The 25,371-nt window shown below is 60.9% G+C and carries 24 protein-coding genes and 1 pseudogene; 4 read left to right on the top strand and 21 right to left on the bottom strand.

All coding sequences use genetic code 11. The features are described 5' to 3' along the window. Positions 1 to 2: 2 nt before the first annotated feature. Positions 3 to 2,564 carry a protein translocase subunit SecDF gene (secDF, locus tag A3AY_RS0108460; protein ID WP_018325251.1) on the bottom strand — a complete coding sequence of 854 codons (2,562 nt, stop codon included), beginning with the start codon at positions 2,562 to 2,564 and terminating at the stop codon, positions 3 to 5. 59 nt (positions 2,565 to 2,623) lie between these two features. Further along, on the bottom strand, positions 2,624 to 2,959 hold the full coding sequence (gene yajC / locus A3AY_RS0108455; RefSeq protein ID WP_018325250.1) for a preprotein translocase subunit YajC: 336 nt from the start codon (positions 2,957 to 2,959) through the stop codon (positions 2,624 to 2,626). Between the two features lie 243 nt (positions 2,960 to 3,202). Here yajC and A3AY_RS0108450 point away from each other — a divergent pair, with 243 nt between their 5' ends. After that, entirely contained in the window at positions 3,203 to 4,075 is an 873-nt protein-coding gene (locus A3AY_RS0108450) for an ATP-binding protein (RefSeq protein ID WP_018325249.1), read from the top strand. A 63-nt stretch (positions 4,076 to 4,138) separates the two neighbouring features. On the opposite strand, the gene A3AY_RS0108445 is transcribed toward A3AY_RS0108450, so the two are convergent. From A3AY_RS0108445 to A3AY_RS0108375, 16 genes and pseudogenes are all read right to left on the bottom strand, one after another. Then, positions 4,139 to 5,683, bottom strand: coding sequence for a LysM peptidoglycan-binding domain-containing M23 family metallopeptidase (locus A3AY_RS0108445; protein WP_026203239.1), 1,545 nt, complete (start codon positions 5,681 to 5,683; stop codon positions 4,139 to 4,141). Positions 5,684 to 5,737: 54 nt separating this feature from the next. Further along, positions 5,738 to 5,941 (bottom strand): hypothetical protein, encoded by a 204-nt coding sequence (locus tag A3AY_RS39000; protein WP_154663264.1) that lies wholly within the window; start codon positions 5,939 to 5,941, stop codon positions 5,738 to 5,740. A gap of 16 nt (positions 5,942 to 5,957) precedes the next feature. Beyond that, complete coding sequence (locus A3AY_RS0108440) at positions 5,958 to 6,614, bottom strand: hypothetical protein (protein WP_018325247.1); 657 nt, start codon at positions 6,612 to 6,614, stop codon at positions 5,958 to 5,960. A 230-nt stretch (positions 6,615 to 6,844) separates the two neighbouring features. Next, positions 6,845 to 7,576: a class I SAM-dependent methyltransferase gene (locus A3AY_RS0108435; protein ID WP_018325246.1), complete on the bottom strand. Its 732-nt coding sequence runs from the start codon at positions 7,574 to 7,576 to the stop codon at positions 6,845 to 6,847. 5 nt (positions 7,577 to 7,581) lie between these two features. After that, positions 7,582 to 8,235: a protein-L-isoaspartate(D-aspartate) O-methyltransferase gene (locus A3AY_RS0108430; RefSeq protein WP_018325245.1), complete on the bottom strand. Its 654-nt coding sequence runs from the start codon at positions 8,233 to 8,235 to the stop codon at positions 7,582 to 7,584. Next, positions 8,232 to 9,002 (bottom strand): 5'/3'-nucleotidase SurE, encoded by a 771-nt coding sequence (gene surE / locus A3AY_RS0108425; RefSeq protein ID WP_018325244.1) that lies wholly within the window; start codon positions 9,000 to 9,002, stop codon positions 8,232 to 8,234. Before surE ends, A3AY_RS0108430 begins: the two co-directional genes overlap by 4 nt. Before the next feature lie 25 nt (positions 9,003 to 9,027). Next, entirely contained in the window at positions 9,028 to 10,311 is a 1,284-nt protein-coding gene (serS, locus tag A3AY_RS0108420; protein ID WP_018325243.1) for a serine--tRNA ligase, read from the bottom strand. 70 nt (positions 10,312 to 10,381) lie between these two features. After that, positions 10,382 to 11,200 (bottom strand): twin-arginine translocase subunit TatC, encoded by an 819-nt coding sequence (gene tatC / locus A3AY_RS0108415; RefSeq protein WP_018325242.1) that lies wholly within the window; start codon positions 11,198 to 11,200, stop codon positions 10,382 to 10,384. Next, entirely contained in the window at positions 11,197 to 11,826 is a 630-nt protein-coding gene (gene tatB / locus A3AY_RS0108410; protein ID WP_018325241.1) for a Sec-independent protein translocase protein TatB, read from the bottom strand. The genes tatC and tatB overlap by 4 nt, the downstream gene beginning before the upstream one ends. Before the next feature lie 72 nt (positions 11,827 to 11,898). Beyond that, a complete protein-coding gene (locus tag A3AY_RS0108405; protein ID WP_018325240.1) occupies positions 11,899 to 12,105 on the bottom strand; it encodes a twin-arginine translocase TatA/TatE family subunit in 207 nt (68 codons plus the stop codon). A 251-nt stretch (positions 12,106 to 12,356) separates the two neighbouring features. Next, a complete protein-coding gene (gene scpB, locus A3AY_RS0108400) occupies positions 12,357 to 13,091 on the bottom strand; it encodes an SMC-Scp complex subunit ScpB (protein WP_018325239.1) in 735 nt (244 codons plus the stop codon). Then, positions 13,084 to 13,932: a segregation and condensation protein A gene (locus A3AY_RS0108395; protein ID WP_040668342.1), complete on the bottom strand. Its 849-nt coding sequence runs from the start codon at positions 13,930 to 13,932 to the stop codon at positions 13,084 to 13,086. Before A3AY_RS0108395 ends, scpB begins: the two co-directional genes overlap by 8 nt. A gap of 48 nt (positions 13,933 to 13,980) precedes the next feature. After that, positions 13,981 to 14,997: a beta-N-acetylhexosaminidase gene (nagZ, locus tag A3AY_RS0108390; protein WP_018325237.1), complete on the bottom strand. Its 1,017-nt coding sequence runs from the start codon at positions 14,995 to 14,997 to the stop codon at positions 13,981 to 13,983. A 110-nt stretch (positions 14,998 to 15,107) separates the two neighbouring features. Beyond that, a pseudogene (locus tag A3AY_RS40370) lies at positions 15,108 to 15,371 on the bottom strand (helix-turn-helix domain-containing protein); the annotation flags it as partial. 91 nt (positions 15,372 to 15,462) lie between these two features. Further along, on the bottom strand, positions 15,463 to 16,326 hold the full coding sequence (locus A3AY_RS0108380) for a class I SAM-dependent methyltransferase (protein ID WP_018325235.1): 864 nt from the start codon (positions 16,324 to 16,326) through the stop codon (positions 15,463 to 15,465). A gap of 34 nt (positions 16,327 to 16,360) precedes the next feature. Next, positions 16,361 to 17,008, bottom strand: coding sequence for a TetR/AcrR family transcriptional regulator (locus A3AY_RS0108375; RefSeq protein ID WP_018325234.1), 648 nt, complete (start codon positions 17,006 to 17,008; stop codon positions 16,361 to 16,363). Positions 17,009 to 17,182: 174 nt separating this feature from the next. On the opposite strand from A3AY_RS0108375, the gene A3AY_RS0108370 reads away from it, so the two are divergent. Together A3AY_RS0108370 and A3AY_RS0108365 are read left to right on the top strand one after the other, a co-directional pair. Continuing rightward, entirely contained in the window at positions 17,183 to 18,076 is an 894-nt protein-coding gene (locus A3AY_RS0108370) for an NAD(P)/FAD-dependent oxidoreductase (RefSeq protein WP_018325233.1), read from the top strand. Between the two features lie 17 nt (positions 18,077 to 18,093). Then, positions 18,094 to 18,567 carry a methyltransferase family protein gene (locus A3AY_RS0108365; RefSeq protein ID WP_018325232.1) on the top strand — a complete coding sequence of 158 codons (474 nt, stop codon included), beginning with the start codon at positions 18,094 to 18,096 and terminating at the stop codon, positions 18,565 to 18,567. A gap of 135 nt (positions 18,568 to 18,702) precedes the next feature. Here A3AY_RS0108365 and A3AY_RS0108360 read toward each other — a convergent pair whose 3' ends face one another. The 3 genes from A3AY_RS0108360 to A3AY_RS0108350 all read right to left on the bottom strand — a co-directional run bounded on the left by A3AY_RS0108360 (position 18,703) and on the right by A3AY_RS0108350 (position 24,819). Continuing rightward, positions 18,703 to 21,678, bottom strand: a complete 2,976-nt coding sequence (locus tag A3AY_RS0108360) for an SPOR domain-containing protein (RefSeq protein WP_018325231.1) — start codon at positions 21,676 to 21,678, stop codon at positions 18,703 to 18,705. A 63-nt stretch (positions 21,679 to 21,741) separates the two neighbouring features. Then, positions 21,742 to 23,502: an arginine--tRNA ligase gene (gene argS / locus A3AY_RS0108355; protein WP_026203238.1), complete on the bottom strand. Its 1,761-nt coding sequence runs from the start codon at positions 23,500 to 23,502 to the stop codon at positions 21,742 to 21,744. Positions 23,503 to 23,601: 99 nt separating this feature from the next. Further along, a complete protein-coding gene (locus A3AY_RS0108350; protein WP_026203237.1) occupies positions 23,602 to 24,819 on the bottom strand; it encodes a deoxyguanosinetriphosphate triphosphohydrolase in 1,218 nt (405 codons plus the stop codon). Positions 24,820 to 25,029: 210 nt separating this feature from the next. On the opposite strand from A3AY_RS0108350, the gene erpA reads away from it, so the two are divergent. Next, positions 25,030 to 25,362: an iron-sulfur cluster insertion protein ErpA gene (erpA, locus tag A3AY_RS0108345; RefSeq protein ID WP_018325228.1), complete on the top strand. Its 333-nt coding sequence runs from the start codon at positions 25,030 to 25,032 to the stop codon at positions 25,360 to 25,362. Positions 25,363 to 25,371 lie beyond the last annotated feature (9 nt).

Below are 25,371 nucleotides of genomic sequence, written 5' to 3'. Positions count from 1 at the left end.
GCCTACTGCGCCCCCTTGACCGGGCGTATGCCGGCGCTGCCGCTCTTTTCGGCATCGCTGCCCGGTGCGCCGTGCCTCAGCCTGAAGAGAATGAGGACGGGACCGGCAACATAGATCGAGGAGAACGTGCCGATCGCAACACCGAACAGCATCACGAAGGCAAAGGACTGGATTGCCTCGCCACCGAAAATCGACAGCGCAGCCAGTGCCAGCATCGTGGTCGCGCCGGTCAGAACCGTTCGCGACAAGGTCTGATTGATCGAGGTATCGATCAGAATCGGCAATGGCATGCGCGGATAACGCTTCAGGTTTTCGCGAACCCGGTCGTAGACGACCACCGTGTCGTTCAGCGAATAGCCGACGATGGTCAGAAGCGCCGCAATGCTCGTCAGGTTGAATTCCATGCCGGTGACGACGAAGAGACCGATAGTCAAAAGCACGTCATGCAACGTGGCGACGATCGCGCCGGCGGCAAACTGCCATTCGAACCGGACCCATATGTAAATGAGGATGGCGAGAAGCGAAGCGAAAACGCCGATGGTCGCCGCTTTCGTCAGGTCACCGGAGACCGAGGGGCCGACGACTTCGACGCGGCGGAATTCATAGGCGTCTTCCAGTTCGCCCCGGATCAGGATCACCGACGTCTGCTCGGCGTTCTCTCCACCTTCGCGGGAGTGGACGCGCACGACCACATCCTGCGGCGAGCCGAACGGCTTGACCGTGATCTCCCCGAGATTGAGTTCGTCCAGCCGCGCGTGAATATCCTCGATATCCGCAGCCCCCTCGCGCGCCTTCAGTTCGATCACCGAACCACCGGCAAAGTCGATGCCGAGATTGATGCCCATCGCGCCGAAAAGCAGCATGCTGATGACAGACAGCAACGCCGTCAGCGAGAAGACGTAGTTTCGGATCGCCATGAACCGGAACGCTGCACCGTCGAACACGCCGGTCCGAATCCCATCCGGCAATTGCTTCGGCCGGCGCCTGTGCAGCCATACGTCCAGCATAACGCGCGTCAAAGTGAAGGCGGTAAACAGCGTGGTCACGATACCGATCGCCAACGTCACGGCAAAGCCGCGGACCGCCCCTGTTCCGAGGAACAGCAGGATGATGGCGGCGATCAGCGTGGTGATATTGGCGTCGACGATGGCGGCGAATGCGCGCGAGAAACCGAAATCGAAGGCTTCCCGAAGCGACCTGCCGTGACGGACCTCTTCCCGGATGCGCTCGTAGATCAGCACGTTGGAATCGACCGCCATGCCGATCGTCAGCACGATCCCCGCAATTCCGGGAAGGGTCAGAGCCAGTCCTGTCGCCGAAAGCACGGCAACGATCATGACGACGTTGAAAGCCACGGCAAGGCTCGCTACCGCGCCGAAGAAGCCATAGAAGCCCAGCATGAAAAGAATGACGAGAACGGCGCCGATCGCGCCTGCAGCCAGAATGGAATGGATCGAATCCGCCCCACGCCCTGCCCCGATCGAGCGCTCCTCGACGACGGTCAGCGGGCTCGGCAAAGAACCGGCGCGCAGAAGCAGCGCCAGATCATCGGCACCCTCCGGACTCATTTCAGCCGACAACTGTATGGTGCCGTCGGTGATCGCCTTGCGCACCAGCGGCGTCGCGATCACCGCCCCATCAAGCACCACCGCAATCGTCGTACCAGTCGTGTCCGCCGTCGCCTTCGCAAACCTGGCCGCACCCTGCGGGCCAAGACGCAGGTTGACGACTGGATTGCCGGACTGCGCGTTGATCGCCGATTTGGCGCCGACAATGTCCTGATTGGCAATGATGGGTTGCTTGCGGACGAGATAACCGATCGGTGGGTCGTCGGCGGAGTAGAGAATTTCCGAATTTAACGGCGGCTGGCCGTTGACGGCGTCCTGAACCGCCATCGACATATCGATGCTTCGGAACGAAAGAGCGCCCGCCTGGCTCAGGATATACTTGACCTGTTCCGGATCGTAGCGGCCGGGAATCTGGACGATGATGCGGTCGGCACCTTGTCTGCGGATTTTCGGCTGCTGGGCGCCGAGATCCGCCAGGCGACGATGCAGGACGGCAATGGCACCATCGGCCGTGGCCGAAACCCTGCGGTCAATGCCCTCGTCGGAAATGCTGGCGCTTATGGACCCGTCAGGCGAACCGCCAATAGCAACCTCGCGGACCGCATCCTTGGTGACGCCACCGATCTTTGCCGGATCCGTCAAAGCCTTCAGGGCCGTTTGCGCGGCCTCAAGCTGTGCCGGGTTGCGGAGGCGTAGCTGAATATCCTGGCCCGTGCCCGAAAGGCCGGAATAGGCGATGCCGGCAGACCGCAACCGCGCGCCGATCGCGTCGATGATCGCCTCGAGGCGGGTCTTCACCACATCTTCGCGCTCGACCTTCAGGGTGATCTGGGATCCGCCCTGGAGGTCGAGACCGAGCATCAGCTGCTTTTTCGGAACCCAGTCTGGCAAGCGCTCCAGAGTCGCCTCTGCAACCGCGTTCGGCAAAGCCACCACGATGCTGAGCAGCACGACGAGCCAGACGATGATGGTTTTCCAGCGGGAAAAATACGGCATGAAGCTCTCGAAGATGTGTCGTTACAAGGTGACCGGTCCGATCCGGCCTCCCTGCAAGCTTACTCCTTGACGGGTTCGCCCTTTACACGGACTTCGGATACACCACTGCGTACCACACGAATCTTGACGCCGTCAGCAATTTCGACTTCGAGTTCGCTGTCGTCGATGACCTTCGTCACCTTGCCGACGATGCCGCCGCCGGTGACGATCTGGTCGCCACGACGAATGTTCTTCAGGAGTTCCTCGCGGCGCTTCATGTTTGCGCGCTGCGGCCGGATGATCAGGAAATACATTACCACGAAGATCAGCAGGAACGGCAGGATAGACATCAGGATATCAGCGCCGCCAGCCGTTGCGCCGGGTGCCGTCTGGGCGAATGCCTCGGTAATGAACATCAATCACTCCTTGAATGCGGTTTTGCGGGCGGGCAGCCCATGGTTCGGATCGCCGAATATAAGAATAGCCAATGTGAATGCAACCACGGGCTAACCGGCGTCTACCTTCAGCCTCATACAGGAAATCGGCTGGAGGAGAAGCGCTTTCTACCGGATTTCACGCCTTTTACCGTTACAACAGCTATGCTACCGGACGCTTGGCCCAACGGCACAACCTGTTGCCCTATTTCAGGAGGCTTTTTGATGCAGGATACGAAAATCGACCTTCTGATCACCGAAATGCAAAAGCTTTCGGCGGCCATCGAGCGGATTGCCGGCCCCGCCCCTGCCGTCAATGACTGGGGCGCAGCGGAATGTTTTGTCTGGGTCCCGCAACGGCTGCATCTCCAGCCCGTCAGCAAGCCGAACCGGGTCGATCTCACGCTGATCCGCGGCGTTGATCATGTCCGCGATATTCTGTTCGACAACACGCTGAGATTTGCCGAAGGGTTTGCGGCAAACAACGTCTTGCTGTGGGGCGCCCGCGGCATGGGCAAGTCGTCGCTCGTCAAGGCGGTTCATGCAAGCGTGGCGCGGGATGCCGGTATTCGCCTGAAACTGGTGGAGGTGCATCGCGAAGACATCTCGACGCTGCCGGTCTTGATGGAGATCCTCAAATCAGCGCCAGTGCCGGTCATCGTATTTTGCGACGACCTGTCCTTCGATCACGACGACACGTCCTACAAATCATTGAAAGCGGTGCTGGACGGTGGCATCGAGGGCCGCCCGGCCAACGTCCTGCTCTACGCAACGTCCAATCGCCGCCATCTGCTTCCACGCCACATGATGGAAAACGAGCAGTCGACGGCGATCAACCCTTCAGAGGCGGTCGAGGAGAAGGTTTCGTTGTCCGATCGCTTCGGCCTTTGGCTCGGCTTCTACAAATGCAGCCAGGAAGACTATCTGGCGATGATCGACAGCTACGCAACGTATTTCGGCCTTCAAAGCGATCCTGCGCAGCTGCATGCCGAAGCGCTGGAGTGGAGCACCACGCGCGGCGCCCGTTCCGGCCGCGTTGCCTGGCAGTTCATCCAGGATCTCGCCGGCCGCTTGAAGAAGAAGATCGACCTGGTTTGACACAAAAAGAAAAGCCCCGTTGCGGGGCTTTTCTTTTGATGAGGAGCTGGCAACAAGGCCTGGCTATTCCAGGAAGGTGGCCGGGTTGACGGCGCTGGCGTTCTTGCGCACCTCGAAGTGCACCTGCGGCTGCGTTGCCGTGCCGCTCATGCCGGACGCCGCCAGCGTCTGGCCGCGCTGAATCTTTTGACCGCGCTGCACCTTCAGCTCCGACGCATTGCCATAAACGGTGACAGTGCCGTCGTCGTGGCGCACCAGAACGGCGTTGCCGAGTTCCTTGAGGCTGCTGCCGGAGTAGATGACCACGCCGTTTTCCGCCGCCTTGATCGGGGTGCCTTCCGGTACCGAGATGTTGATGCCGTCGTTGCGGTTGCCCTCGACGTTGGCGCCATATCCGGCGATGACCTGTCCACGAACCGGCCAGCGGTACTTGCTGATCCCCGTTCCCTTCGGCGAGGCTTCCGAGCCGTCATCCTTCGAGGCGACTTCGGTGACCGATTCCTTGGCGACCGGCGGCGTGTACTGCGCGGGCTTTGCTTCTTCGGTCTTGGCAAGCTTGGTCTCGGCCTTGGCATCAACCGTCTTGCCGGGAACCGAGGCGGTAACCACCTGGTCCGGAGCCGATGTGTCGGCGCCCGGAACCTTCAAGGTCTGGCCGATGCGGATCGCCGCGGTCGTCAAGCCATTCGCCTTGCGCAGTTCCTCGACGGAGACGCCGTTCGCCTTGGCGATCCTGTTCAGGGAATCGCCCGCCTTGACGGTATAGGTTCCGCCCTTGCCGCCTTCGCCGGCAACCGGCTGCTTGCCGGCTGCCATGTCAGTACGGGTCGTGCCCTTTTCGCGGGACTGAGGCTGGCCGGGCAGGATTGCGACATCGCGATTGTCCGGCTGCAGCGGGATTTTCTTCTGCTTGTCGACATCGAGGCTCGCGGCGGCATCGGAAGCAGCCGCCTTCGCCGCACTTCCGGCAACGCCGAAGGTCGGGATAAGGATGCGCTGGCCGGGCTCTGCGTCGGCACCAGACTTCAGACCATTTGCCTTGAGGATTTCCTTTTCGGGAACACCAAAACGCTTGGACAATGTCGCGACGGTATCGCCTTGCCGCAGAAGCACCGCCGGAGCATTCGCCGTCGACCAACCGCCCTTCGTCGTGCCGGTGGAGATCGGATCGGCCTTGAGCTTCTGCTCGGCCTTCGCCGTTTCGCGGGCAGCGGGGAAAGGTTGTGTCAGCGAGGCATCACGCGCCTTCGCAGCCGGTTCGGCAAGTGCGACACGCTGGACGTTGATTGGTGTCGACGCTTCCCGGGCACGGGAAACCGGCGTCGTTGCGGTATTGACCGGATCGGGGAACGGCTGGCTCATGGCCTGATCGCGACTGTCGCCTGCGGCCGCCGGCACAACCGCCATGCCGCCTCCCTGGACATCACTGCGCGGGATCGGGACATTGCTGCCGGCGATCGAATTTGTCGTGAAATTATCTGACTTGGAGAAGAGCCCTCCGAAGCGGGTTGCATCAGAACTGCAACCTGTTGCCGCGCTTGCCAGCAACACCGCCGCAACAAGACGGACGACGGACTTTCCTGCACTCGACGAAACTCTCATACGCATGACGCTACCCACTTGGAACACAACTCAGTGTAGGGTGATTAAAGCGCATTAGAGTTACCGCGCGGTTAAAACCGGCGGCCGGGACAATAGTTTTTGATGAATTGATAACCATGATTTGGCGACAACACCGACGATGGCGGTGCCGGCGGCCAATCGAACCGGTGGGTCGCGCGAATCGACCGTCGCGTGACCGCTCATCCCGGCATTTTTCCAATCGTGAGACGGAATTGCGTATTTTTCACGACCATAGACGCGCAATGCTGCGGCTCAAGGTTCAGAAGTTTTCCTGGTAGAGCCTCTCGACCTCGGAGAGAGCGCCGCGTGTCTGGGAGACATCCTCGTAACTGATCGTCCCGCTATCCCAGCCGAACATGTCTCCAGTGATCATGCCGCCCGCATCCTGCGAAGTTGAGAACTCGGATTGAGGCTTGTCGGTGTCGAGCAGGACACTGACGAGGGTTTGAAAGGCTGCGCCACCCTCGCCGCCGCTCTCGTCGCTGTATTCCACTGACCGCGCTCCGGCGAGCGCCGCCTCGCGCGTGCCGAAATAGCGCAGGCTGTTCTGATCCTCCGGGCGAAGGTTGTCGTAGTACTCGATGAATGCACGGTAATAGGCTTTGTAGTCGCCGGTCTCGCCATATTTCCCGAAGGCCTGATATTCGCGGGCGGCGAGCTGCGGCGACAGCTTGTTGCCCCATTCCTCCGCCGTCAGTGCCGGGTATTTTTCCTGCACGCGCTTCGTGCGACCGAGAAACAGCAGTGCCTCTATCGACAGGGAAACACGCGAGGATGGATCGTAGCTGCCGGCCGGCGACACGGCCGCATTGCCCTCTTCGCGGCTACCCGAAGTGACCTGCGCCGCGGCGCGGCCTGCAAGGTTGCTCAGGCCGTCGCCAGTACCGGTCGAGCCTAATCTGTTCGCGATCTGCATCTGCCGTCTCCTGCGTTGTGACGCCTGAAATGGAACTGACAAACACGCATCAAGTCCGGGTCAGCTCAAAGGTATGACTTTTGTACGTAGCTTTCGGTTAGGCTGCGAAACTTGCGCCAGGCTGACCATGATTAATGAAAAATTAACGAATTGATTTTGCGATAATAAATCGGACCGCCGCGACAAACAGACTTATGCTCCATGCTGCGACGCAATAAGAAATAATGGAATCAGCGTGCGATAGCGATGATTTCGCTGCTTCCTGCACTGAACGGACGGCCGTCCCATCCGCCCAGCAAGGAGACATCGGCAAAGCCTGCCTCGTGCAGCAGGCGCTCAATCTCCGTCTGATCGCGAAATGCCAGCGTGCTCGGTGAGATAATGAGCTTATTCTGCCCGCCGATGCGGGTATAGGTTCGAAAGCTCACTTGTCCGGCCCGCACATCGACGACCTCATGCCAAGTTTCGACCGTGCCCATCGCCGGATGTTCGATCGACCGGAAGGATTGTTCCGGCGTCCAGCGTTCCCAGGCGCGTGCAAGCGGGTTTCGGCTTTCGAACACGAGGCTACCGCCGTCTTCAAGATGCCGCCGCACGGAAGAGAAGACCGCCAGAACCTGGTCCTCATCCAAGAACACCTGAAAAACATGTCCCGTCATCAGCACCAGATCGAAGCGTTCCGCAGTTCCAACGGCAAGGATGTCGCCATCGATCCAACGCACTTTCTCGCCGCCCGGACGTTGGCGCGCGATATCCAGCATCGCCACCGCCGGATCAACACCGGTCACCTGATGTCCGCGGGCAGCCAGCATCGCGGCGAGAAGCCCGGTGCCGCAGCCGAGGTCGAGGATGCGGCAGGGCTGTTGCGGGAGCCGACAGTAAAAATCGGTATCCGGACCTGCAGGGTTGAGGCTGTCGTAGAGCGTTGCAAGCGAGCAGTCTGTGTAAATCTCGTCGGGCATCGCGCCTAGAGAAAGGAGGCGAGTTGCGGAACGATGGGGAGGTAAGGCGCTTCGAACAGGTCCTCTCGGTCGAAACGGCTGCCGGTGCGCGTGAGCCGGACGATCCGGCATTCGGTTTCGCTCATCATGATCGGTACAATGAGAACGCCCCCGGAAACGAGGTGATCGGAAAAGACGCGCGGCAGACTGGAGAACGCTGCGGTGACCAGAATGCGATCGAACGTCCCTTCCCCCGCGAGCCCTATGCTGCCATCGGCATGACGAACGATGACATTGCGGATACCCGCCTTCTCCAAGTTCTTCTGGGCACCGGTTACGAGCGTCTTGTAGCGGTCGATCGTCAGCACGCGCTCAGCGATGCGGCCCATCACGCCCGCGGTAAAGCCGCTACCGGTACCAACCTCGAGGATGCGTTGTCCGGGCTTGAGGCTGAGATGATGAAGAAGACGTACGGTGAAATCGAAACCTTCCATGAAGGAACCGCAATCGAGCGGCACGAGCCGCGACGAATAGGCGTTTTCCTGAAATTGGGGAGGCGTAAACAGCGTGCGCGGCGTCTGCTCGACGGCATTGAGCAGTTCTTTGCTGGAAATACCTTCCGCACGCAGGCGCAGCAAAAGAGCGGCAAACCCCTCCTGTTCGACGGCGCGCGGGCTCAATCGGCGTCTCCGCCGAGCAACGCACGCGCAACGCGGTCCTGCACCGTATAATCCGTCAGGTCGAGCTTCAGTGGCGTCACGGAAATCTGGTGTTCGCGGAGGGCGTGAATGTCGGTTCCCGCCCGGAAATCGCCAAAGCGCTCACCAAATCGAAGCCAGAAATAAGGATGCCCGCGGCCATCGGTGCGCTCGTCGATCGTCAGGCCGAAATCGAGCTTGCCCTGTGAGGTGACCTCGGTACCGGCAACGGCGCCCGGTGCGCAGTTCGGGAAATTGAGATTTAGGAATGTCCCATCAGGCAGGTCAACCAGCATCAGCTTGCGCAGAAGGTCGGGCGCATGGGTCTCGACGACATCCCAGGGGACGCTCCCGCCGTCCGCATGCCGATAGGCCTGGCTGAGGGCAAAGGATCGGATACCCTGCAACGTGCCCTCGATGGCGCCGGCAATCGTGCCGGAATAGGTGACGTCATCCGCCATGTTGGCGCCGACGTTGACGCCCGAGAGGACGAGGTCCGGCTTGAAATCCAGCACCTTGCGCACCGCCATGATGACGCAGTCGGTCGGCGTGCCGCGCAGCGCGAAATGCTTTTCCGTTACCTGCCGCAGACGCAAGGGCTCCGACAGCGTCAGCGAATGGGCAAGGCCGCTCTGATCGGTTTCCGGCGCAACGATCCAGACATCATCAGAAATCGTCCGGGCAATCCGTTCGAGAACAGCAAGGCCCTCGGCGTGAATGCCATCGTCGTTTGTCAGCAGAATTCGCATCTCTACCCCTGCCGCAGGACGCGGCTCAACCGGCCTTTTCGATCTTGGTCAGGCCGCCCATATAGGGCAACAATACGTTCGGGATGGTTACCGATCCGTCTTCATTCAGATAGTTTTCGATGACGGCGATGAGTGCTCGACCGACAGCCGTGCCCGAGCCGTTCAGCGTGTGAACGAATTTCAGGGTCTTGTCGTCCTTCGTGCGGTAGCGCGCGTTCATGCGCCGTGCCTGGAAATCGCCGCAGACCGAGCAGGACGAGATTTCGCGATAAGTATCCTGGCCAGGCAGCCAGACTTCAAGATCGTAGGTCTTGCGTGCGCCAAAACCCATGTCGCCGGTGCAAAGCGTCATGACACGGTAGTGCAGTCCAAGACGCTTCAGCACCTCCTCGGCACAGGCGGTCATGCGCTCATGTTCGTCGATCGAGCTATCCGCATCGGTGATCGACACGAGTTCCACCTTGTTGAACTGATGCTGGCGCAGCATGCCGCGGGTATCGCGGCCAGCCGAACCCGCTTCCGAGCGGAAGCAGGGCGTCAGAGCTGTAAACCGCAGCGGCAGCGCGTCGGCTTCGAGGATCTGCTCGCGCACCATGTTGGTGAGCGGTACCTCGGCAGTCGGGATCAGCCAGCGGCCATCCGTGGTTTTGAACAGGTCTTCAGCAAACTTCGGAAGCTGCCCGGTGCCATACATGGCCTCGTCACGCGTCATCAGCGGCGGCTGAACTTCCAGATAGCCGTGTTCGCTCGTGTGCAGATCGAGCATGAACTGCCCGAGCGCCCGCTCGAGCCGCGCCAATTGACCCTTGACGATGGTGAAGCGCGAGCCGGCAATCTTGGCTGCACCTTCGAAATCGAGCCAGCCAAGCGCCTCGCCGATTTCGAAATGCTCCTTCGGCCTGTGGTTCCAGCCGGGCTTCAGACCGTGGCTGTGCTTGACGACATTGCCGTGCTCGTCGCTGCCGACCGGCACATCCTCGAGCGGAATGTTGGGTATGCGCGACAAAGCGTCGGCGAGCTCGGCATCCGTCTGACGGCTTTGTTCTTCGAGCGCCGGCATGGTGGTCTTCAGTTCAGCCACTTCCGCCTTCAGCGTTTCGGCAAGCTCGCTGTTCTTCTGCGCCATTGCCGCACCGATCTCCTTGGAAGCGGCATTGCGGCGCGACTGCATGTCCTGCAGCGACTGAACGAGGGAGCGGCGCTTTTCATCGAGCGAGATCAGTGCGGCCGACAGGGGCTCTACACCGCGCTTTTCAAGCGCTGCGTCCAGGGCTTCGGCATTGTCCCTAATCCATTTGATATCAAGCATGTTCGTTCAGGTCCTGATCGGTCGTGTCGAAAGTGGATCCCGAACACCGGGCGCTGACACGAAATCCGTGTCAGCCGGCGTTTTCGCTCGCCTCGGCATCTTCGCGTCTTTGTGCGTCGCGTGTCCGTTGCCTCTCAACGAGTCGGGCCGTGTAGATCGAAATCTCGTAGAGAAGGATGGCCGGGAGAGCAAGACCGATCTGGGAAACCGGATCCGGCGGCGTCAAAATTGCCGCCGCAATGAAGGCGATGACGATTGCGTATTTGCGCTTGTCCTTCAAACCCTGCGAGGTGACGAAACCGACACGCGCCAAGAGCGTGGTAATGACCGGCAGCTGGAACACCAGACCGAAGGCGAAGATCAGCGACATGATCAGGCTCAGATATTCCGAAACCTTCGGCAGAAGCTGGATCGATACCTGCCCCTCGCCGCCATGCTGTTCCATCGCCAGGAAGAACCACATCACCATTGGCGTGAAGAAGAAATAGACGAGCGCGCCCCCCATCAGAAAGAGGATCGGCGAGGCGATCAAGAACGGCAGGAAGGCAGCCCGCTCGTTCTTGTAGAGGCCGGGAGCGACGAACTTGTAGACCTGCGAGGCGATGACGGGAAACGAGATCACCAGCGCGCTGAACATCGCGACCTTGATCTGCGTGAAGAAAAACTCCTGTGGCGCCGTGTAGATCAGCTCAACGTTGCGATGATCAAGCCCTGCCCACTGAACCGCCCACTTGAATGGCTGAACGAGGACATCGAACAGGCCCTTGGCGAAATAGAAGCAGACGAGGAAAGCCGCGAAAAAAGCGCCGACCGCCCAGATAAGCCGCGAGCGCAGCTCGATCAGATGCTCCATCAGCGGCTGGGGCTTGTCTTCAATATCGCCGCTCATGCGTCACCTTTTTTCTTCGTCTTTTTAGGCGCAGCCTTGGCAGATTCCGGCTGCTTCTTCTCGCTCACCGGTTTTGCCTTTTTCGCGGCAGCCTTCTCCGGTCCAGACACCGCGGCCCCGACTGCAGCTGCTTTCGGCTTGGAAGCAGTCGTCGCGTTCCGCTCGACAACGGGCGCAGCGACGGCAGCCGCGCGGTCCGCCTGCGTGGCGGTCGCGGCAGCTGTGGCGGCGACAGGTTCGGCTTTCGGCTGTTCCTGCGGAGTGACTGCTTCTGCCGGAACGTCGGCGGGCGCCACGGCCGGTTCAACCAGCTTCGTCTCGACGGTCGTCGCTTTCTGCAGGTCGGCCTTGATCTCGTTGCCCATCTGGCGAAGCGGATTCATTGCCTCGCGCAGACTATGTGCCGGGTTGAGCTTCTGCGCGTCGCTCAGCGTCCTGCGAACATCGTCGAGGTCAGCTTCCTTCAGCGCTTCGTCGAACTGGTGGCGGAAATCATTCGCCATGCCGCGCATCTTCGTCATCATCTTGCCGAACGTCCGAAGCATTGGCGGCAAATCCTTCGGACCCACCACGATGATCAGGACGATGGCGATAACGACGAGCTCGGTCCAGCCGACATCAAGCATTCTCTAGGACTCCACAACACCGAAAAGCGGCAGGGCCTGCCCTCACGGCCGGGCCCCGAACCGAATGCATGATCAGCGGACTTCGTCGGATTTGTGTTCGACCGCCTTGGCATCGACACCCTTGTCGGCGGCGGCGGTGTCGTCTTCGGTCATGCCCTTCTTGAAGCTCTTGATGCCCTTGGCAACGTCGCCCATCAGTTCCGGAATCTTGCCGCGTCCGAACAACAGCAGAACAACGACCAGAACGATCAGCCAATGCCAGATACTAAAGGAACCCATGTCCTTACTCCCTTGAAACCTGCAACCCCGATTTAAGATGCTCGACCATCTTTTTCAAACGGCAATGTATCCCGCTCGTTAACGGAAAGCGGCACGCCACGCAATGCTTACACCACGAGTTCGGCAGAGATAGGCCCGTCCCAGAGAATTTCGGATCAATCGAACGCAGCCGCCGGTGGAAGCAGGAAGCCAATGCGACCACTACACACACCGGCAGAGGGAGGAGGCAAGCGGCGTCGGGACCCCGGACGTTATTCCCCGTCCCCACCGCTCGGCGCTAGAAGGCCGAGCTCCTCCAGATCAAGCTGCGTGATCGGATCCTCGTCCTCGCCAAGTCCATCATCGCCAAGCGGAACCGGTATCTGGAAGTTGGAAGGAATGCGACCGGAGAGCAGCCCCGCTCCCTTCAATTCTTCGAGACCCGGAAGGTCGCGCAGTTCCTCCAGACCGAAGTGGTCGAGAAAATCCCGGGTCGTGCCGAAAGTCACGGGACGGCCGGGCGTGCGGCGGCGGCCACGGAACCGTATCCAGCCCGCTTCCATCAGCACGTCCAGCGTGCCTTTGGAGGTCTGCACACCGCGAATATCCTCGATCTCCGCACGCGTCACCGGCTGGTGATAGGCGATGATCGCCAGCACTTCGAGTGCTGCCCGCGACAACTTGCGCACTTCGTTTTCATCTGTCTGGACAACGAATGAAAGGTCTGCAGCCGTCCGGAACGCCCAGTGATCAGCCACCTGTACGAGATTGACGCCGCGCGCGGCATATATGGCCTTCAGCCGCATCATGATACGCGCAACATTTGCACCCCGCGGCAGGCGCGAGGCAATATAGCCCTCCGACACCGGCTGGGCGGACGCAAAGACAAGCGCTTCGGCGATGCGCTCCGCCTCCAGTTCGGTCCGCGGGTCAAGCAGGATGCCCCTGCTGGTCGTTTCGTCCTGTTCTTCGATCACGCCGGGTAGCTTCTTTTGCGGGTCAATCACGCCCCGCCTCCATGTCAGCCAGCACCTCGGCTGTCAGCTTGTTTGGCCCCTGGCGCAGATAGATAGGCGAAAACGCGCCATCCTGGCGAATTTCAAGCCGGCCTTCCCGCACCATTTCGAGCGATGCGGCAAACGAACTGGCGATTGCTGTCGCCCTCTCCTTGGGGCTCGTCATGTAGCGCAGCAGAAAGTGGTCGAGTGCGGTCCAGTCGACCATATCGCCGATCAGCCGGGCAAGGACCAGGCGGGCATCGGCGAGTGACCAGACCTGCCGCTTCTCGATCGTTACCTGCATCACCGCTTCACGCTGACGCAACGAGGCATAGGCACTCAGCAGATCGTAGAGCGATGCCTCGAATGCCGACTTCTTTTCGACCGGAATATGTTCCGGCGCACCACGCGCGAATACGTCACGCCCAAGCCGGTTGCGATTGATCAGGCGGGTGGCCGCCTCGCGCATCGCTTCCAGTCGCTTGAGCCGGAAAGCCAGCGCCGTGGCCATTTCCTCGCCCGAAGGGCCGTCGTCCTTGCTCTGCTGCGGAATGAGCAGGCGCGACTTGAGGAAGGCGAGCCAGGCCGCCATGACGAGATAGTCGGCGGCAAGCTCAAGCCGGATGCTGCGGGCGCGCTCGATGAAAGCGATATATTGCTCGGCAAGCGCCAGCACTGAAATGCGCGAGAGATCGACACGCTGGTTGCGCGCCAGATGCAACAGCAGATCAAGCGGGCCTTCGAAGCCGGCGATATCGACGACGAGTTCTTCCTCGTGCAGACCACGATCCGATGCGTCGTCCTGCCACAGCGGCTCCATCGGGGCCTTGGCTGCCGGTTTCCTCTGCATGTCGCCGGCGTTGCTCACGATCTCTTGCCTCTTATTGGCGTGCTTCCCCTACACGATGGCCAGCATGCCGTTGAACTCGTCCCGCAATGCGGCTTCATCCGATGAATCCGGCTTTGCGAACCCGGCTTCCACCGCCTTCACGCGCCTGAGCGTCGCACCGGATATCACCGGCACGACACGCGCCACCTGAAGCATTTCATCCATAATGCCGTGGCAATGCAACACCAGATCGAGGCCTGCGGCCACAATACCACGCGCCCGCTCCTCGATATTGCCAGCCAGCGCATTCATCGAGACATCGTCAGACATCAGCAACCCATCAAAACCGATATGGCCGCGGATGACGCCTTCGACCACCTTCGGGGAAGTCGTCGCGGGATTTTCCGGATCGATGGCAGTGAAAACGATGTGCGCCGACATTGCCATCAGTTCGTTCTTCATGGCAACGAAAGGCACAAAATCGCTCTTGGCGAGCTCGTCAAACGGCACATCGACGACCGGCAGCTTGTGGTGAGAATCGACGAAAGCCCGGCCGTGGCCTGGCATATGCTTCATCACCGGCAGCATGCCTCCGGCCTTGAGGCCCGCGGCCGCTGCTGCGCCGATCGCAGCCACGGCCTGCGGATCATGGCCATAGGCGCGGTTGCCGATGACATCGCTGCTGCCTTCGATCGGCACGTCGAGCACCGGCAGGCAATCAACCGTAATACCGAAGCGCATCAGGTCGAAGGCGTGCAGCCGTGACATCAGCCATGCGGCGCGCAAGCCTTGCTCGCGATCGCGGCGATAGATCTCACCTATCGCAGCACCGTTCGGATATTGCGGAACGATCGGCGGACGGATGCGCTGGACGCGGCCACCCTCCTGGTCGATCAGCACCGGCGCATCGGGATTGCCGACGCTGTCGCGCAGAGACGCGACCAGATCGGAAATCTGCTCGGGCTCGCCGATATTGCGTCCGAAAAGGATGAAGCCCCAGGGGCGCTCTCCTGCAAAGAAGGCTTTTTCCTCGGGCGTGATCGTCAGGCCCTTGCAGCCTGAAATGAATGCTTTTGATTCGGTCATGAAGCGATGATAGTGACTGCTGCAGGCAAAGGCGAATGTCGATTTTTCCTTTAATGCGCATCCTCATTGATCAAACCCATTTGCCCAGTCTCTGCGCCCGATGGACATGATGCGCCAAGGCTGGGTTTCGAGTTTGCGCCAGGCATCGCAGCAATCAGCCCGTCGGGGCCATTCGCATTGAACCGCAAGACCCAGTCACGCAGGATCTGAAGGGCGACATTGCCAAGACGCGCTGCATCCGAGCGCGAGCCGCCGCCATAGATCAAGGCAAGCGCCAAAAGACGACGCGCCTGCGCCGCATGCTCGCTCTAGCGGGCCAGACGCCGAAGACCTTCCGCGTCAAAATCCGCCCGTAATGAAATCGCTGCTCCCATCGCAAACCTCCCGTTTGCAACAGAGATTCTGATTCATCGTCACTTGGGAAGCTCAAGTGTCTCACTCAGCAAGAGGGCGTATTAGTCCCTGTCAGCTTACCGGATTGCGCGCGGTGACGATCCACGCCGCGCCGTCGATCATCACCGACCGCTCACCGGGGCAGCCCGCGAAGGCGGCACGAACCGCGACCGAGGCGCGGGCGCGGATGTCGTCGGGCTGATCAGCGAGCGCGCGCGACAGCGGGCCGACCTCGAGTGTCATCTCCACCGCGTCGTCGAGCGCCGCGTCCCGCGTCTCCCCCTTGCCGAATGGGATGGAGGCATTGAAGGGCGCGATAGCGACGTCGGTGAAGCCAGCCACCGTTAGAATTCGCGCCACCCGCCCCTGGTCGCCGAACGAGAATGGGCCGGGCGCTTCGGGATCGGGCGGCGCCGTCGGCGGGACGATGCCCTTGATCGCGCCCATCGGCAAGCGCACCCAATCGTTCTCGGCCATGCCGCGCCAGCAGACGAAAGCGACCCGCGCGCCCGGCTTGAGCGCACGGCGCATATGAGCGAACGCCGCCGTAGGATCGTGAAAGAACATCACGCCAAAGCGCGAGAACAGGATGTCGAACGCGCCCTCGGGCAACTCGGCGCTGCTGGCGTCGGCCACCTGGAACACGGCCGGCGTATCCTGCGGCGCTAGCGCGCGCGCTCTGCCGATCAGCGGTTCGGATATGTCCACGCCTAGCACATGGCCTCCCGCGCCGACGCGGGCGGCCAGATCCAGACTAGACGCCCCCGCGCCGCAGCCGACGTCCAGCACGCGTTCGCCCGTGGCGGGCGCGGCGGCTTCTATCGCGGCCTGGCCGAACACCGCCATCATGGCATCGAGCCGGGCCTGGTAAACGACCCAGCGCTCCCCGCTTTGGCCACTCCAGTCAGCTACCTGATAAACATCTTTCTCTGCCATCCCATGTCCTTGTTCTGATCCGTTCTTAACTAGGCTATCCGCCCGCGTGGTCGTTGCCACCGTGCGCGGCGATGAACATGGCGACGGCCGACCGGCAATAGGATTCGATTTCGTTATCGTCCTCTGCTCTCGCCTCATCGAAGCGTGCGATAATCAGAAGATCGGATCCTTTGAAAAGCGCGGCAAACAAGCGGGCGGACCGGAGAGGATCGGGCACGTTCAGAACTGCCTTCGCGTGCAACTGGCGCAACAGGGCCTCGATTTGGGCGATGACATAGGCGGGGCCGGCTTTGTAATGGAGCTTGCTTAACGACTTTTGATTCGTCTTGTCGGCCATGACCATGGCTTCGACACTGCGGACGTCCGGGCTCAACAGCGTGCGAAGCAGGAATGATCCCACCGTCATGAGCTGATCTTCGGCCGGACCGTCGACGCCTTCAATAAGAGCCTGTGGTGCAAACTGATGGCAGTGGGCCGCGATGGCAGCGCTGAACAGCGCCTCCTTGTTCTCGAAGTGACGATAGATGCTGAGCTTGGATATCTTCGCCCGCTGGGCGACCTTGTCCAATGTCGTCGCTTGAAAACCCAATTCCACAAAGAGTTCGTACGCTGCGTCGATAATCGTTTGGCCAAGCGCTTCGTTGGGGGGCCGGCCGCGCCGGGCATGGCTGTTTTCGGTCACGACAATTCCAGTCCTTGACAGTATCCTAATTCTTGAATTACGATACCATGCAGTTTCACAAATACGCAAGCCAAAGGTTGGATTTTACCCTGTCCTCCAAATTAAGTTTCCCTGCGGCCGCTTTCGCGCCAGGGACAGCCCAGCCCCTCCACCCGCAACACGGAGCGCATCACTATGGATAACGTCATCATCATCGGCGGTAGCTTTGCCGGCCTCGCCGCCGCCCTTCAGCTCGGCCGTGCCCGCCGCAAGGTCACGGTTCTCGATACCGGCCTGCCGCGCAATCGCTTCGCCGGCCACTCGCATGGTCTGCTCGGCCACGATCACAAGCCACCGCTGGACATCCTGGCCGAGGCGCGGCAGCAACTGGCGCGTTATCCCACAGTCAAGCTGGTCAATGCCCGGGCCAACAGCATCTCCGGCGCCATCGATGATTTCTCCGTCCTCACTGGCGATGGCGAAAGCCTCGGGGCGCGCCGCCTGATCCTGAGCTATGGCGTCGTCGACCAGATGCCTGCTGTTCCAGGCTTTGCCGAAAGCTGGGGCACATCCATCGTACCCTGCCCCTATTGCGATGGCTTTGAAGTCGCCACTCAGCATTGGGGCCTTGTCTGGTCCGGTCCGCCGTCGCACAATTATGTCAGGCTGTACCAGGATTGGACCGACACGTTGACGGTCTTCGCAGATGGTCACGACATTGCACCCGATATCCGGGCCGATCTGGCGGGCCGCCACATACCTGTCGTTGATGGCCGGATCACCGAAATCGCCCGTCACAGGGGCCATAATGCCACCGTCAAGCTCGATACCGCCCCCGATGTCACAGTCGATATCTTGTTCGCGCATCCGCGCAACAAGCCGTCCGCAGGCCTGCATGAATCACTGGGCCTCGCCACGGTCAATACACCCTTTGGCATCGCCCTCAAGGTCGACGAGCGTCGCGAAACCAGCATACCCGGCATCTATGCCGCCGGCGATCTTGCAAACCCAGCCATGGCCTCGGTCACCACGGCAATATCGCAGGGCGCGACGGCGGGTATCTCCGCCCAGCAGTCGATGCTGGTTTGAGAGCACAGGAGATGAGCATGGCCGTCGAACCGGACAGCGCGGGTGTGCGCTTCCCTCCGCCCGTCGTCTATCTGGGAGCGCTGCTGTTGGGGCTGGCGGCGGAGCGGTTCGTCACCCTGCGCTCTTTCGGCATCGACTGGCGGTTGCTGGTCGCGACGGGCGCGCTGCTGTTCGTTGCCGGCGCGGCGATGATGCTTGCGGCGGCGGGGCTGTTCCGGCGGCTGGGCACCAACGTTCCGCCGTCGAAGCCAACGACCCTCATCGCAACGACCGGTCCTTATCGGTGGACCCGCAATCCCATGTATCTCGGCATGGCGCTTATCTATGCCGGCCTTGCGATCGGCTTCGACGGGCCGATCGCCTTCGCCTTGCTCCCGTTGGTGCTGATCGCGATCCAGACGCAGGTGATCGCCCGCGAGGAGCGCTATCTCGAAGCGAAATTCGGCGACGACTACCGCCGCTACAAGGCCGAGGTTCGCCGCTGGTTCTGACTATTCCGCCGCTGCCGCCTGCGGGGCCTTCTGGATGCGTATAAATCCGTCATTCACAGCGAGCAGTTGCGTTTGAAAGCGAAAAAGGCGCGGCCGTTTCGCCGCGCCTCTTGCTGATCTCTTGGTCTTGCCGGATTATTTCGTCACGAGGCAGCTGCCACCGGCACTCTTGTAGCGCGTGCACAGGGAATTCGCCTCCGCCTTGGAGCCGGCCGGAATGCGTACCCGGAAATAGGTGCCTTTGCCGGCAATCTCCGCCTTCTTGATATCGACGCCCTTGCCGCCGATGACGCTGCCGAACTTGCCGGATAGCGTCTTGTAGGACTTCTGGGCTTCGGCTTCCGAGGGCAGCGAGGCGATCTGGATCACATAGGTGCCCGGCGCGACAGAGGCTGTTTCTACCGGCTTTGCTTCGGCTGCCGGCTGAACCTTTTCGACCGGCTCGGTCTTGAAGGTGTCAACGACCTTTTCCTTTTCCTCGACCGGACGCGTCTGCGGAACCGGATTGGTCTCGGCAACCGGCGTCGTCTTTATCGTGCGAACCGGCGCGGTCTCTTCAACGGTCGCCGCAGCGGCATCCGCCAGAGCGCTCTTCTGCTCCGGCGCAGCAGCCTGGTCGGCAGCGGGCACGGCCTTCGGCGTGGAACCCGTTTCCACCTGGGGGCTGACGGTCGTCGTCTTGACCATATTGACCTGCGGGTCGTCCTTACTCGCCGGCGTTTCGTTTGCGGCAACCTTCGTTTCGGGCTGGGCAACCGGCTCGTCGCGGGCAACCAGCGTGCCATCCGGCTTGACGATCATCGTGCGAACCTTGCGCGGCGATACGGCGGGCGAGCTCTCCTCTTCGGTCGCGGCGTTCTCGGCGGCCTGGCCATCTGGCAACAGCCGCTCCTCGCCGTCCTCGTCTGCTGGTGTTACGCCCGGGAGTTCGTCGCCGGCACCTTCCAGCGGCAGGTTCTCCGGCGTCAGTGTTCGCTGAACGACATCGACCGGATCCTCCGTCGAGGATACCAGCGTGCCCTGCTCCGGCGTGCTGTCCTGCGCACCGGCAACACGGTCGTAGACCGCCTTGTCCTGGTTGGGAACGGTCTTGCCACCCTTTTCGACCGGCACGACCTTCACTGGCGACTTGTCCGCCAGGATAATTTTCGGCTCTCCGCCCGACAGCATCGAACCGTTGCCGCCCATGAAGGCGTAGACACCGACGCCACCGAAGATCGCCAGACCGGTAACGGCGGCTGCAAGCAGGATCAAGCGACGCTTGCCGGAACCGCTGCCCTCTTCGTCAAAGTCGCTATTGGCCGCGTAGCCTGAGCCGACAGCCAGGCGATCCGAAGATGGGTCGGCTTCCCGCCGCTGGCTCAGCGACAGCCGGAAATCCTCTTCCATGGCCTTTTCGAACTCGTCGAAATCATCCTCGGCGGCCGCACTGCCGGTGGCGGGCTGCGCCTGGGAAATTGCATGCGGCACGGAACCGAAACCCAGTTCTCTATCAGCGCCCCTGTTCGCGCCAACGTTGGTACGGCCAGGCGCTCCGAACAGCTGCGCCATTTCAGCGTCGATATCGAGGTCGTAATCCGGCTGATGGACCACCGGACGCTCCTGCTCGACGGTCGGCAATTGCGGTACGTTCAGATCGGCGATCGCCGTCACGTTTTCTTCCGTCTCGGCAATCATCGAGGGATCGAAGGGCAAGACACTTTCAGGCTCTTCGCGCACAGGCTCTTCATCCTGCGGCGCTTCCTCGAAGGGCGCAGCCGCAACGGGCTCTTCTGCAAGCGCCGTGGCCGGAGCGAGAGTGGGCCCGTGGGACGCGGTCTCGAACTCCGAGGGATCGATATCGAGATCGATGCCGGAAAGATCGAGTTCAAATGTGTCGAGATCGAAATCCGGGTCCGGATCGGCGGGCGTCTTCAGCGAAGGCGCTGCCTCGACCACCACCGGCTCGACGGGCGTTTCGGTTGGCTGATACGCGGTTTCGGTGACCGTTACGCTTACCGGCACGGCTGTCGCCGGAAGCGGGGTCGCAAAGGCCTTCTGCGACAGAACTCCGCCATTGGAGGCAACCGGAGTAGCGCGACTGAATGTCGGCGTGAACGGATAATTGACTTTTCGCGCAGCATCCGCCGGGGTTGCCAGTTTTACCGCGGCCTTGGGGGGAACAGGAAACCGTTCGATATCGGTCAGCAAGGCATCGAGGTCATGCGCATCGGACGCGGACGTCACTTCGTCCGACTTCAGCGCCACTACCGTTTCCGGCTGCCATTCGACAAGATTGTCCTGCGTCTCGCTCGGCTCAACCGCCACTGCGGCTTGGTCGGCGCCAGCATAGACATCCTCAACGGACTGAAGAGAAACAGGCTCTTCAACCGCAGCCATGGGAACCACATCCGGTTCGGCCGGCTCCTCCGCCTCGACGTCAACAGGAGTATTCAATTCAGGCTCGAAATGCTGAGCCTGCGCCGGGGCCATTTCTATCGCAGGCGCTTCGGCAATGTCATAGCCGATGGACAGCTCGAGCTCGCGCTCGAGATCCAGCGCGTCAAATGCCGGCTCGTTGTAGGAATCAACCGACCAGGCGCTCTCCACCTCAGCCGAAACGGGCTCCGGCTGGGAGGCCCAGTGATCGGCAACCGGCTCTTCGTCTACGGTTGCAACCGCAACGTCCGGCTCTGCAAAAACGGGATCTTCTGCAGCGAGCGGCGCTATCTCCGCGGAGGATGCAGCGACATCGGCCTCAACTTCCGGGAAAAAACCTTCCGGCTCGTAAGCAACGAATTCCGGCTCTGCGGCAGTGGCTGGAGCGACATCGCGTTCTTCGGGAGGCGGCGCGAAAGCAACATGATCCTCGGCACTGACCGGCTCCGGCGCATCCATCGACGGTCCGCGTTGCGGCGCATCGTAGATGTCGAACTCGCGGAGCAGCTCGTCCTCCAGATCGAATGCAGGCTCGAGACGGACCGCTTCGCGATGTCTTTCGAGTTCCTGCAACTGCTGAACTGCGGGCCGATTGTCATAGCCGACAATGCGGGCCAACTCTGCCAAAGGATCGTCATCCGACAAGACGTCGAATTCCGCAGTCCCGCTTCGTGCCAATTGTTTGTCTGCCATGCGCTCCACTCACAACTTACTAGCCAGTTTTTGCCAGTGCTTTGTGGGGAAATGGTGACATTACTATCGCATCTCGTCCGGGGCAGCGGTACCTGTAATCGACAGGCCCGACTTCAAAACGGAGGCAACGGCACGCACCAGCCCAAGTCTGGCAATGGTCAATTCTCTGTTCTTATCGTTAACAAAACGTAATTCCGGAGATTCTTTACCTTTATTCCAGTGTCCGTGGAAGGCGCTGGCAAGATCGTAGAGGTAAAACGCGATCCTGTGCGGCTCCTGAGACAGTGCCGCTGCCTCGATGACACGCGGATATTCTGCGAGCTTGGCGACGAGCTGGAGTTCATTCGAATCAGTGATATTGCCGGCAACGGCACCGGCCAGATCGAGCGCCTCGAAATCAACCCCCGGAAGTGCTTCGGCCGCCTGGCGAAAGACCGACATGCAGCGTGCATGCGCATACTGCACGTAGAAGACCGGATTATCCTTCGACTGTTCTGTCACCTTGGCAAAGTCGAAGTCGAGCGGTTCGGAACTCTTGCGGTAGATCATCATGAACCGCACGGAATCGCGCCCGACTTCCTCGACGACATCCCGAAGCGTGACGAAATCGCCGGAACGCTTGGACATCTTCACCGGCTCGCCATCGCGATAGAGCTTGACGAGTTGGCAGAGAAGCACGGTCAGCTTCGCTGTTCCGCCCGAGACGGCGCGCGCCAGGGCTTCAAGCCGCTTGACGTATCCACCGTGATCGGCGCCTAGCACGTAGATCATCTCGTTGAAGCCGCGATCGAACTTGTCCTTGAAATAGGCAACGTCAGCGGCAAAGTAAGTATAGGAACCGTCCGACTTGATCAGCGGCCGGTCGATGTCGTCACCGACCTCCGTCGAGCGGAACAAGGTCTGCTCGCGGTCTTCCCAGTCCTCCGGCACCTGCCCCTTCGGCGGCGGCAGCGCACCCTTGTAGACATGGCCCTTGAAGGTCAGGTCATTGATGGCGTTGCGGATCGGACCGGCACCGTTGGCATGCAGCGTCCGCTCGGAAAAGAAGACATCGTGATGGACGTTGAGCGCGGCGAGATCCTCGCGGATCATCACCATCATCGCGTCGATCGTCCGGTCCTTGACGAGCGGCATCCACTTGTCTTCCGGCATGATCCGCAGGCTGGTGCCAAATTCATCCGCCAGCGCCTGGCCGACCGGAACGAGGTAGTCACCCGGATAGAGACCCGTCGGGATCTCGCCGATCTTTTCACCCAGCGCTTCGCGGTACCGCAGGAAAGCGGACCGGGCGAGCGTGTCGATCTGCGAGCCGGCATCGTTGATGTAATATTCCTTGGTCACCTCGTAACCGGCGAACTCCAGCAGGTTGGCGAGCGCGTCTCCGACGACGGCTCCGCGGCAATGGCCGACATGCATCGGACCGGTCGGATTGGCCGAGACATATTCGACATTGACCTTGCGTCCGGCGCCGACGGCGCTCTTGCCGAAACCGGTGCCATCGGCGATCATGATCGCCAGCAGGTTCTGCCAATAGGCAACCGAGAGCTTGACATTGATGAAGCCGGGACCAGCCACCGAGACGTCGGCGACTTCCGGATCCTCTTTCAGCTTCGCGACGATCTGGTCGGCGAGCGCGCGGGGATTGGTGCCGAGCGGCTTGGCCAGCACCATCGCGGCGTTGGTCGCCACATCGCCATGACTGGCATCGCGCGGCGATTCGACACTGACACGTCCGAAATCGAGTTCGGATCTCTTTTCACGCACGATATCAATCGTTTCCAGAACGTTTTTAATTCTTGATTGGAAGTCTGTGAAAAGGTTCATGTCATCCATCCGCTCTGCTCGCCTTTGGCTGCGAGACCGCGTTGTTATCGTTCAGTGGCAGTGCGGCAGCCCGATCGCCGCCATCAACCGGCGCGGTGACTACCGCAATTCAGGGGTATGGTCAAACAAGCGCTTGTGTACGGCAATCGCATAGGTGTCGGTCATGCCGGCGATATAATCGCCGACGTGCCGGGCCTTGGCCGGCTCGGCCATGCCGGCGATCTGGTCGATCCAGTAGTGCTTCTGCATCTGTTGCGGATCGGCCATGAAGGCATGATAGAGATCGGCGACGATCGCAGCCGCATTGGCGCGCACGCGCATGACGTCGGGATGACGATATATCCTCGTCATCAGCATCTTCTTGATCTGCTGGTCCGTCTTAAGCATCGCTTCCGAAAAGGTGGCGATCACCCTGCCGGCGTTGCGGATATCCGCCGCGCTTTGCGGTCGCACCTCCTTGAGACCCTGCTGTGCAACGGTGATCACATCCTCCACCATCGCGGTGATCTGCCGGCGCATGATCTCATGGGTGAAGCGGCTCGCCTCCAGCCCAGGATAGCGGCCACCGACCTCCTGCATCAGGCCCGCAAGGAAGGGAATTTCCTCGAGCATCTCGAATGTCAGGTAGCCGGATCGCAATCCGTCATCGATGTCGTGGGTGTTATAGGCAATGTCGTCGGCGATCGCCGCCACCTGCGCCTCCAGACTGGCGAAACTCGCCAGTTCCAGATCATGCAGGGCGCAATAATCAAGGATCGGCTGAGGAACGGGACCGCGGGTGCCCTCGCCGTCCTGGGCGATCAGCGGCCCGTTATGCTTGACGAGGCCTTCCAGGCTCTCCCAGGTCAGATTGAGGCCGTCGAACTCTGCATAGCGGCGCTCGAGCTTGGTGACGATCCGCAGGGACTGCGCATTGTGGTCGAAGCCGCCGTAGGGCTTCAACATTTCGTGCAGAGCGTCCTCGCCCGTATGACCGAACGGCGTATGGCCGAAATCGTGGACGAGGGCGACGCCTTCTGCGAGGTCCTCATCCAGCTTCAGCGCCCGCGCCAGGGCACGGGCGATCTGCGCCACCTCGATCGTGTGGGTGAGTCGCGTGCGATAATGATCGCCATCGGCGGCAATGAAAACCTGGGTCTTGTGTTTCAGCCGGCGGAACGCCGTCGTATGGACGATGCGGTCACGATCGCGCTGGAAATCGGAGCGCGTCGGACTGCCGGTCTCCGGGTACAGCCGCCCCCTGCTCGCCCACGGATCGGAGGCGAAAATCGCGCGTTCACCGGAACCGAAACCAAGCGCATGTCTGTCCAATGTCATTTCCCACTCTGCATCCCATTGACGCGGTACCAAAGCCTTCATACCTATAGTGCGCGTTGCAGGAAAGCGCCGAGTGACGGTCGCTCCTGAGCTTGAACGAAAACAAGGCTTTGCTGCATGCGTGGACCACATTGCCGTCCGGCGATATAATACGGCGGACGGGCGTAAACAGCGAATCTCTCCGGTTCTTGACCCCGGCAGGAGGTAGATATGACAGCAGAAACTGTGACCCTTTCGGACTCGGCGGCAAAACGCATCGGCGTCATCCTGAAATCCGACGCCGAAAAGAAAGCCATGCGCGTCTCCGTCGAGGGCGGCGGCTGCTCCGGCTTTTCCTACAAGTTCGATCTGGTCAGCGACGCCGACGCCGACGACCTCGTGCTCGAGAAGGGCGACGCGAAAGTGCTGATCGACAGCCTGTCGCTTGTCTATATGAACGGCGCCGAAATCGACTTCATCGACAATCTGCTTGGCCAGTCTTTTCAGATCAAGAACCCGAATGCAGTTGCAAGCTGCGGATGCGGCACCAGTTTCTCGGTCTGAAGCCGCACC

Origin of the sequence: Rhizobium giardinii bv. giardinii H152 (assembly GCF_000379605.1) — a bacterium.
GTDB classification, from domain to species: Bacteria; Pseudomonadota; Alphaproteobacteria; order Rhizobiales; family Rhizobiaceae; genus Pararhizobium; species Pararhizobium giardinii.
Note: the sequence above shows the minus strand (reverse complement) of the source record. Positions and strands in the feature narration are given on the sequence as shown.

Coding starts and splice junctions, on each gene's coding strand:
- tatB (WP_018325241.1), bottom strand. CDS start 11,826: ATGCTTGATGTCGGCTGGACCGAGCTCGTCGTTATCGCCATCGTCCTG.
- erpA (WP_018325228.1), top strand. CDS start 25,030: ATGACAGCAGAAACTGTGACCCTTTCGGACTCGGCGGCAAAACGCATC.
- yajC (WP_018325250.1), bottom strand. CDS start 2,959: ATGTTCATTACCGAGGCATTCGCCCAGACGGCACCCGGCGCAACGGCT.
- A3AY_RS0108380 (WP_018325235.1), bottom strand. CDS start 16,326: ATGGCAGAGAAAGATGTTTATCAGGTAGCTGACTGGAGTGGCCAAAGC.
- tatC (WP_018325242.1), bottom strand. CDS start 11,200: ATGAGCGGCGATATTGAAGACAAGCCCCAGCCGCTGATGGAGCATCTG.
- A3AY_RS0108445 (WP_026203239.1), bottom strand. CDS start 5,683: ATGCGTATGAGAGTTTCGTCGAGTGCAGGAAAGTCCGTCGTCCGTCTT.
- A3AY_RS0108370 (WP_018325233.1), top strand. CDS start 17,183: ATGGATAACGTCATCATCATCGGCGGTAGCTTTGCCGGCCTCGCCGCC.
- A3AY_RS0108350 (WP_026203237.1), bottom strand. CDS start 24,819: ATGACATTGGACAGACATGCGCTTGGTTTCGGTTCCGGTGAACGCGCG.
- nagZ (WP_018325237.1), bottom strand. CDS start 14,997: ATGACCGAATCAAAAGCATTCATTTCAGGCTGCAAGGGCCTGACGATC.
- serS (WP_018325243.1), bottom strand. CDS start 10,311: ATGCTTGATATCAAATGGATTAGGGACAATGCCGAAGCCCTGGACGCA.
- A3AY_RS0108365 (WP_018325232.1), top strand. CDS start 18,094: ATGGCCGTCGAACCGGACAGCGCGGGTGTGCGCTTCCCTCCGCCCGTC.
- A3AY_RS0108360 (WP_018325231.1), bottom strand. CDS start 21,678: ATGGCAGACAAACAATTGGCACGAAGCGGGACTGCGGAATTCGACGTC.
- secDF (WP_018325251.1), bottom strand. CDS start 2,564: ATGCCGTATTTTTCCCGCTGGAAAACCATCATCGTCTGGCTCGTCGTG.
- A3AY_RS0108440 (WP_018325247.1), bottom strand. CDS start 6,614: ATGCAGATCGCGAACAGATTAGGCTCGACCGGTACTGGCGACGGCCTG.
- A3AY_RS0108395 (WP_040668342.1), bottom strand. CDS start 13,932: ATGCAGAGGAAACCGGCAGCCAAGGCCCCGATGGAGCCGCTGTGGCAG.
- surE (WP_018325244.1), bottom strand. CDS start 9,002: ATGCGAATTCTGCTGACAAACGACGATGGCATTCACGCCGAGGGCCTT.
- A3AY_RS0108405 (WP_018325240.1), bottom strand. CDS start 12,105: ATGGGTTCCTTTAGTATCTGGCATTGGCTGATCGTTCTGGTCGTTGTT.
- argS (WP_026203238.1), bottom strand. CDS start 23,502: ATGAACCTTTTCACAGACTTCCAATCAAGAATTAAAAACGTTCTGGAA.
- A3AY_RS0108450 (WP_018325249.1), top strand. CDS start 3,203: ATGCAGGATACGAAAATCGACCTTCTGATCACCGAAATGCAAAAGCTT.
- A3AY_RS0108435 (WP_018325246.1), bottom strand. CDS start 7,576: ATGCCCGACGAGATTTACACAGACTGCTCGCTTGCAACGCTCTACGAC.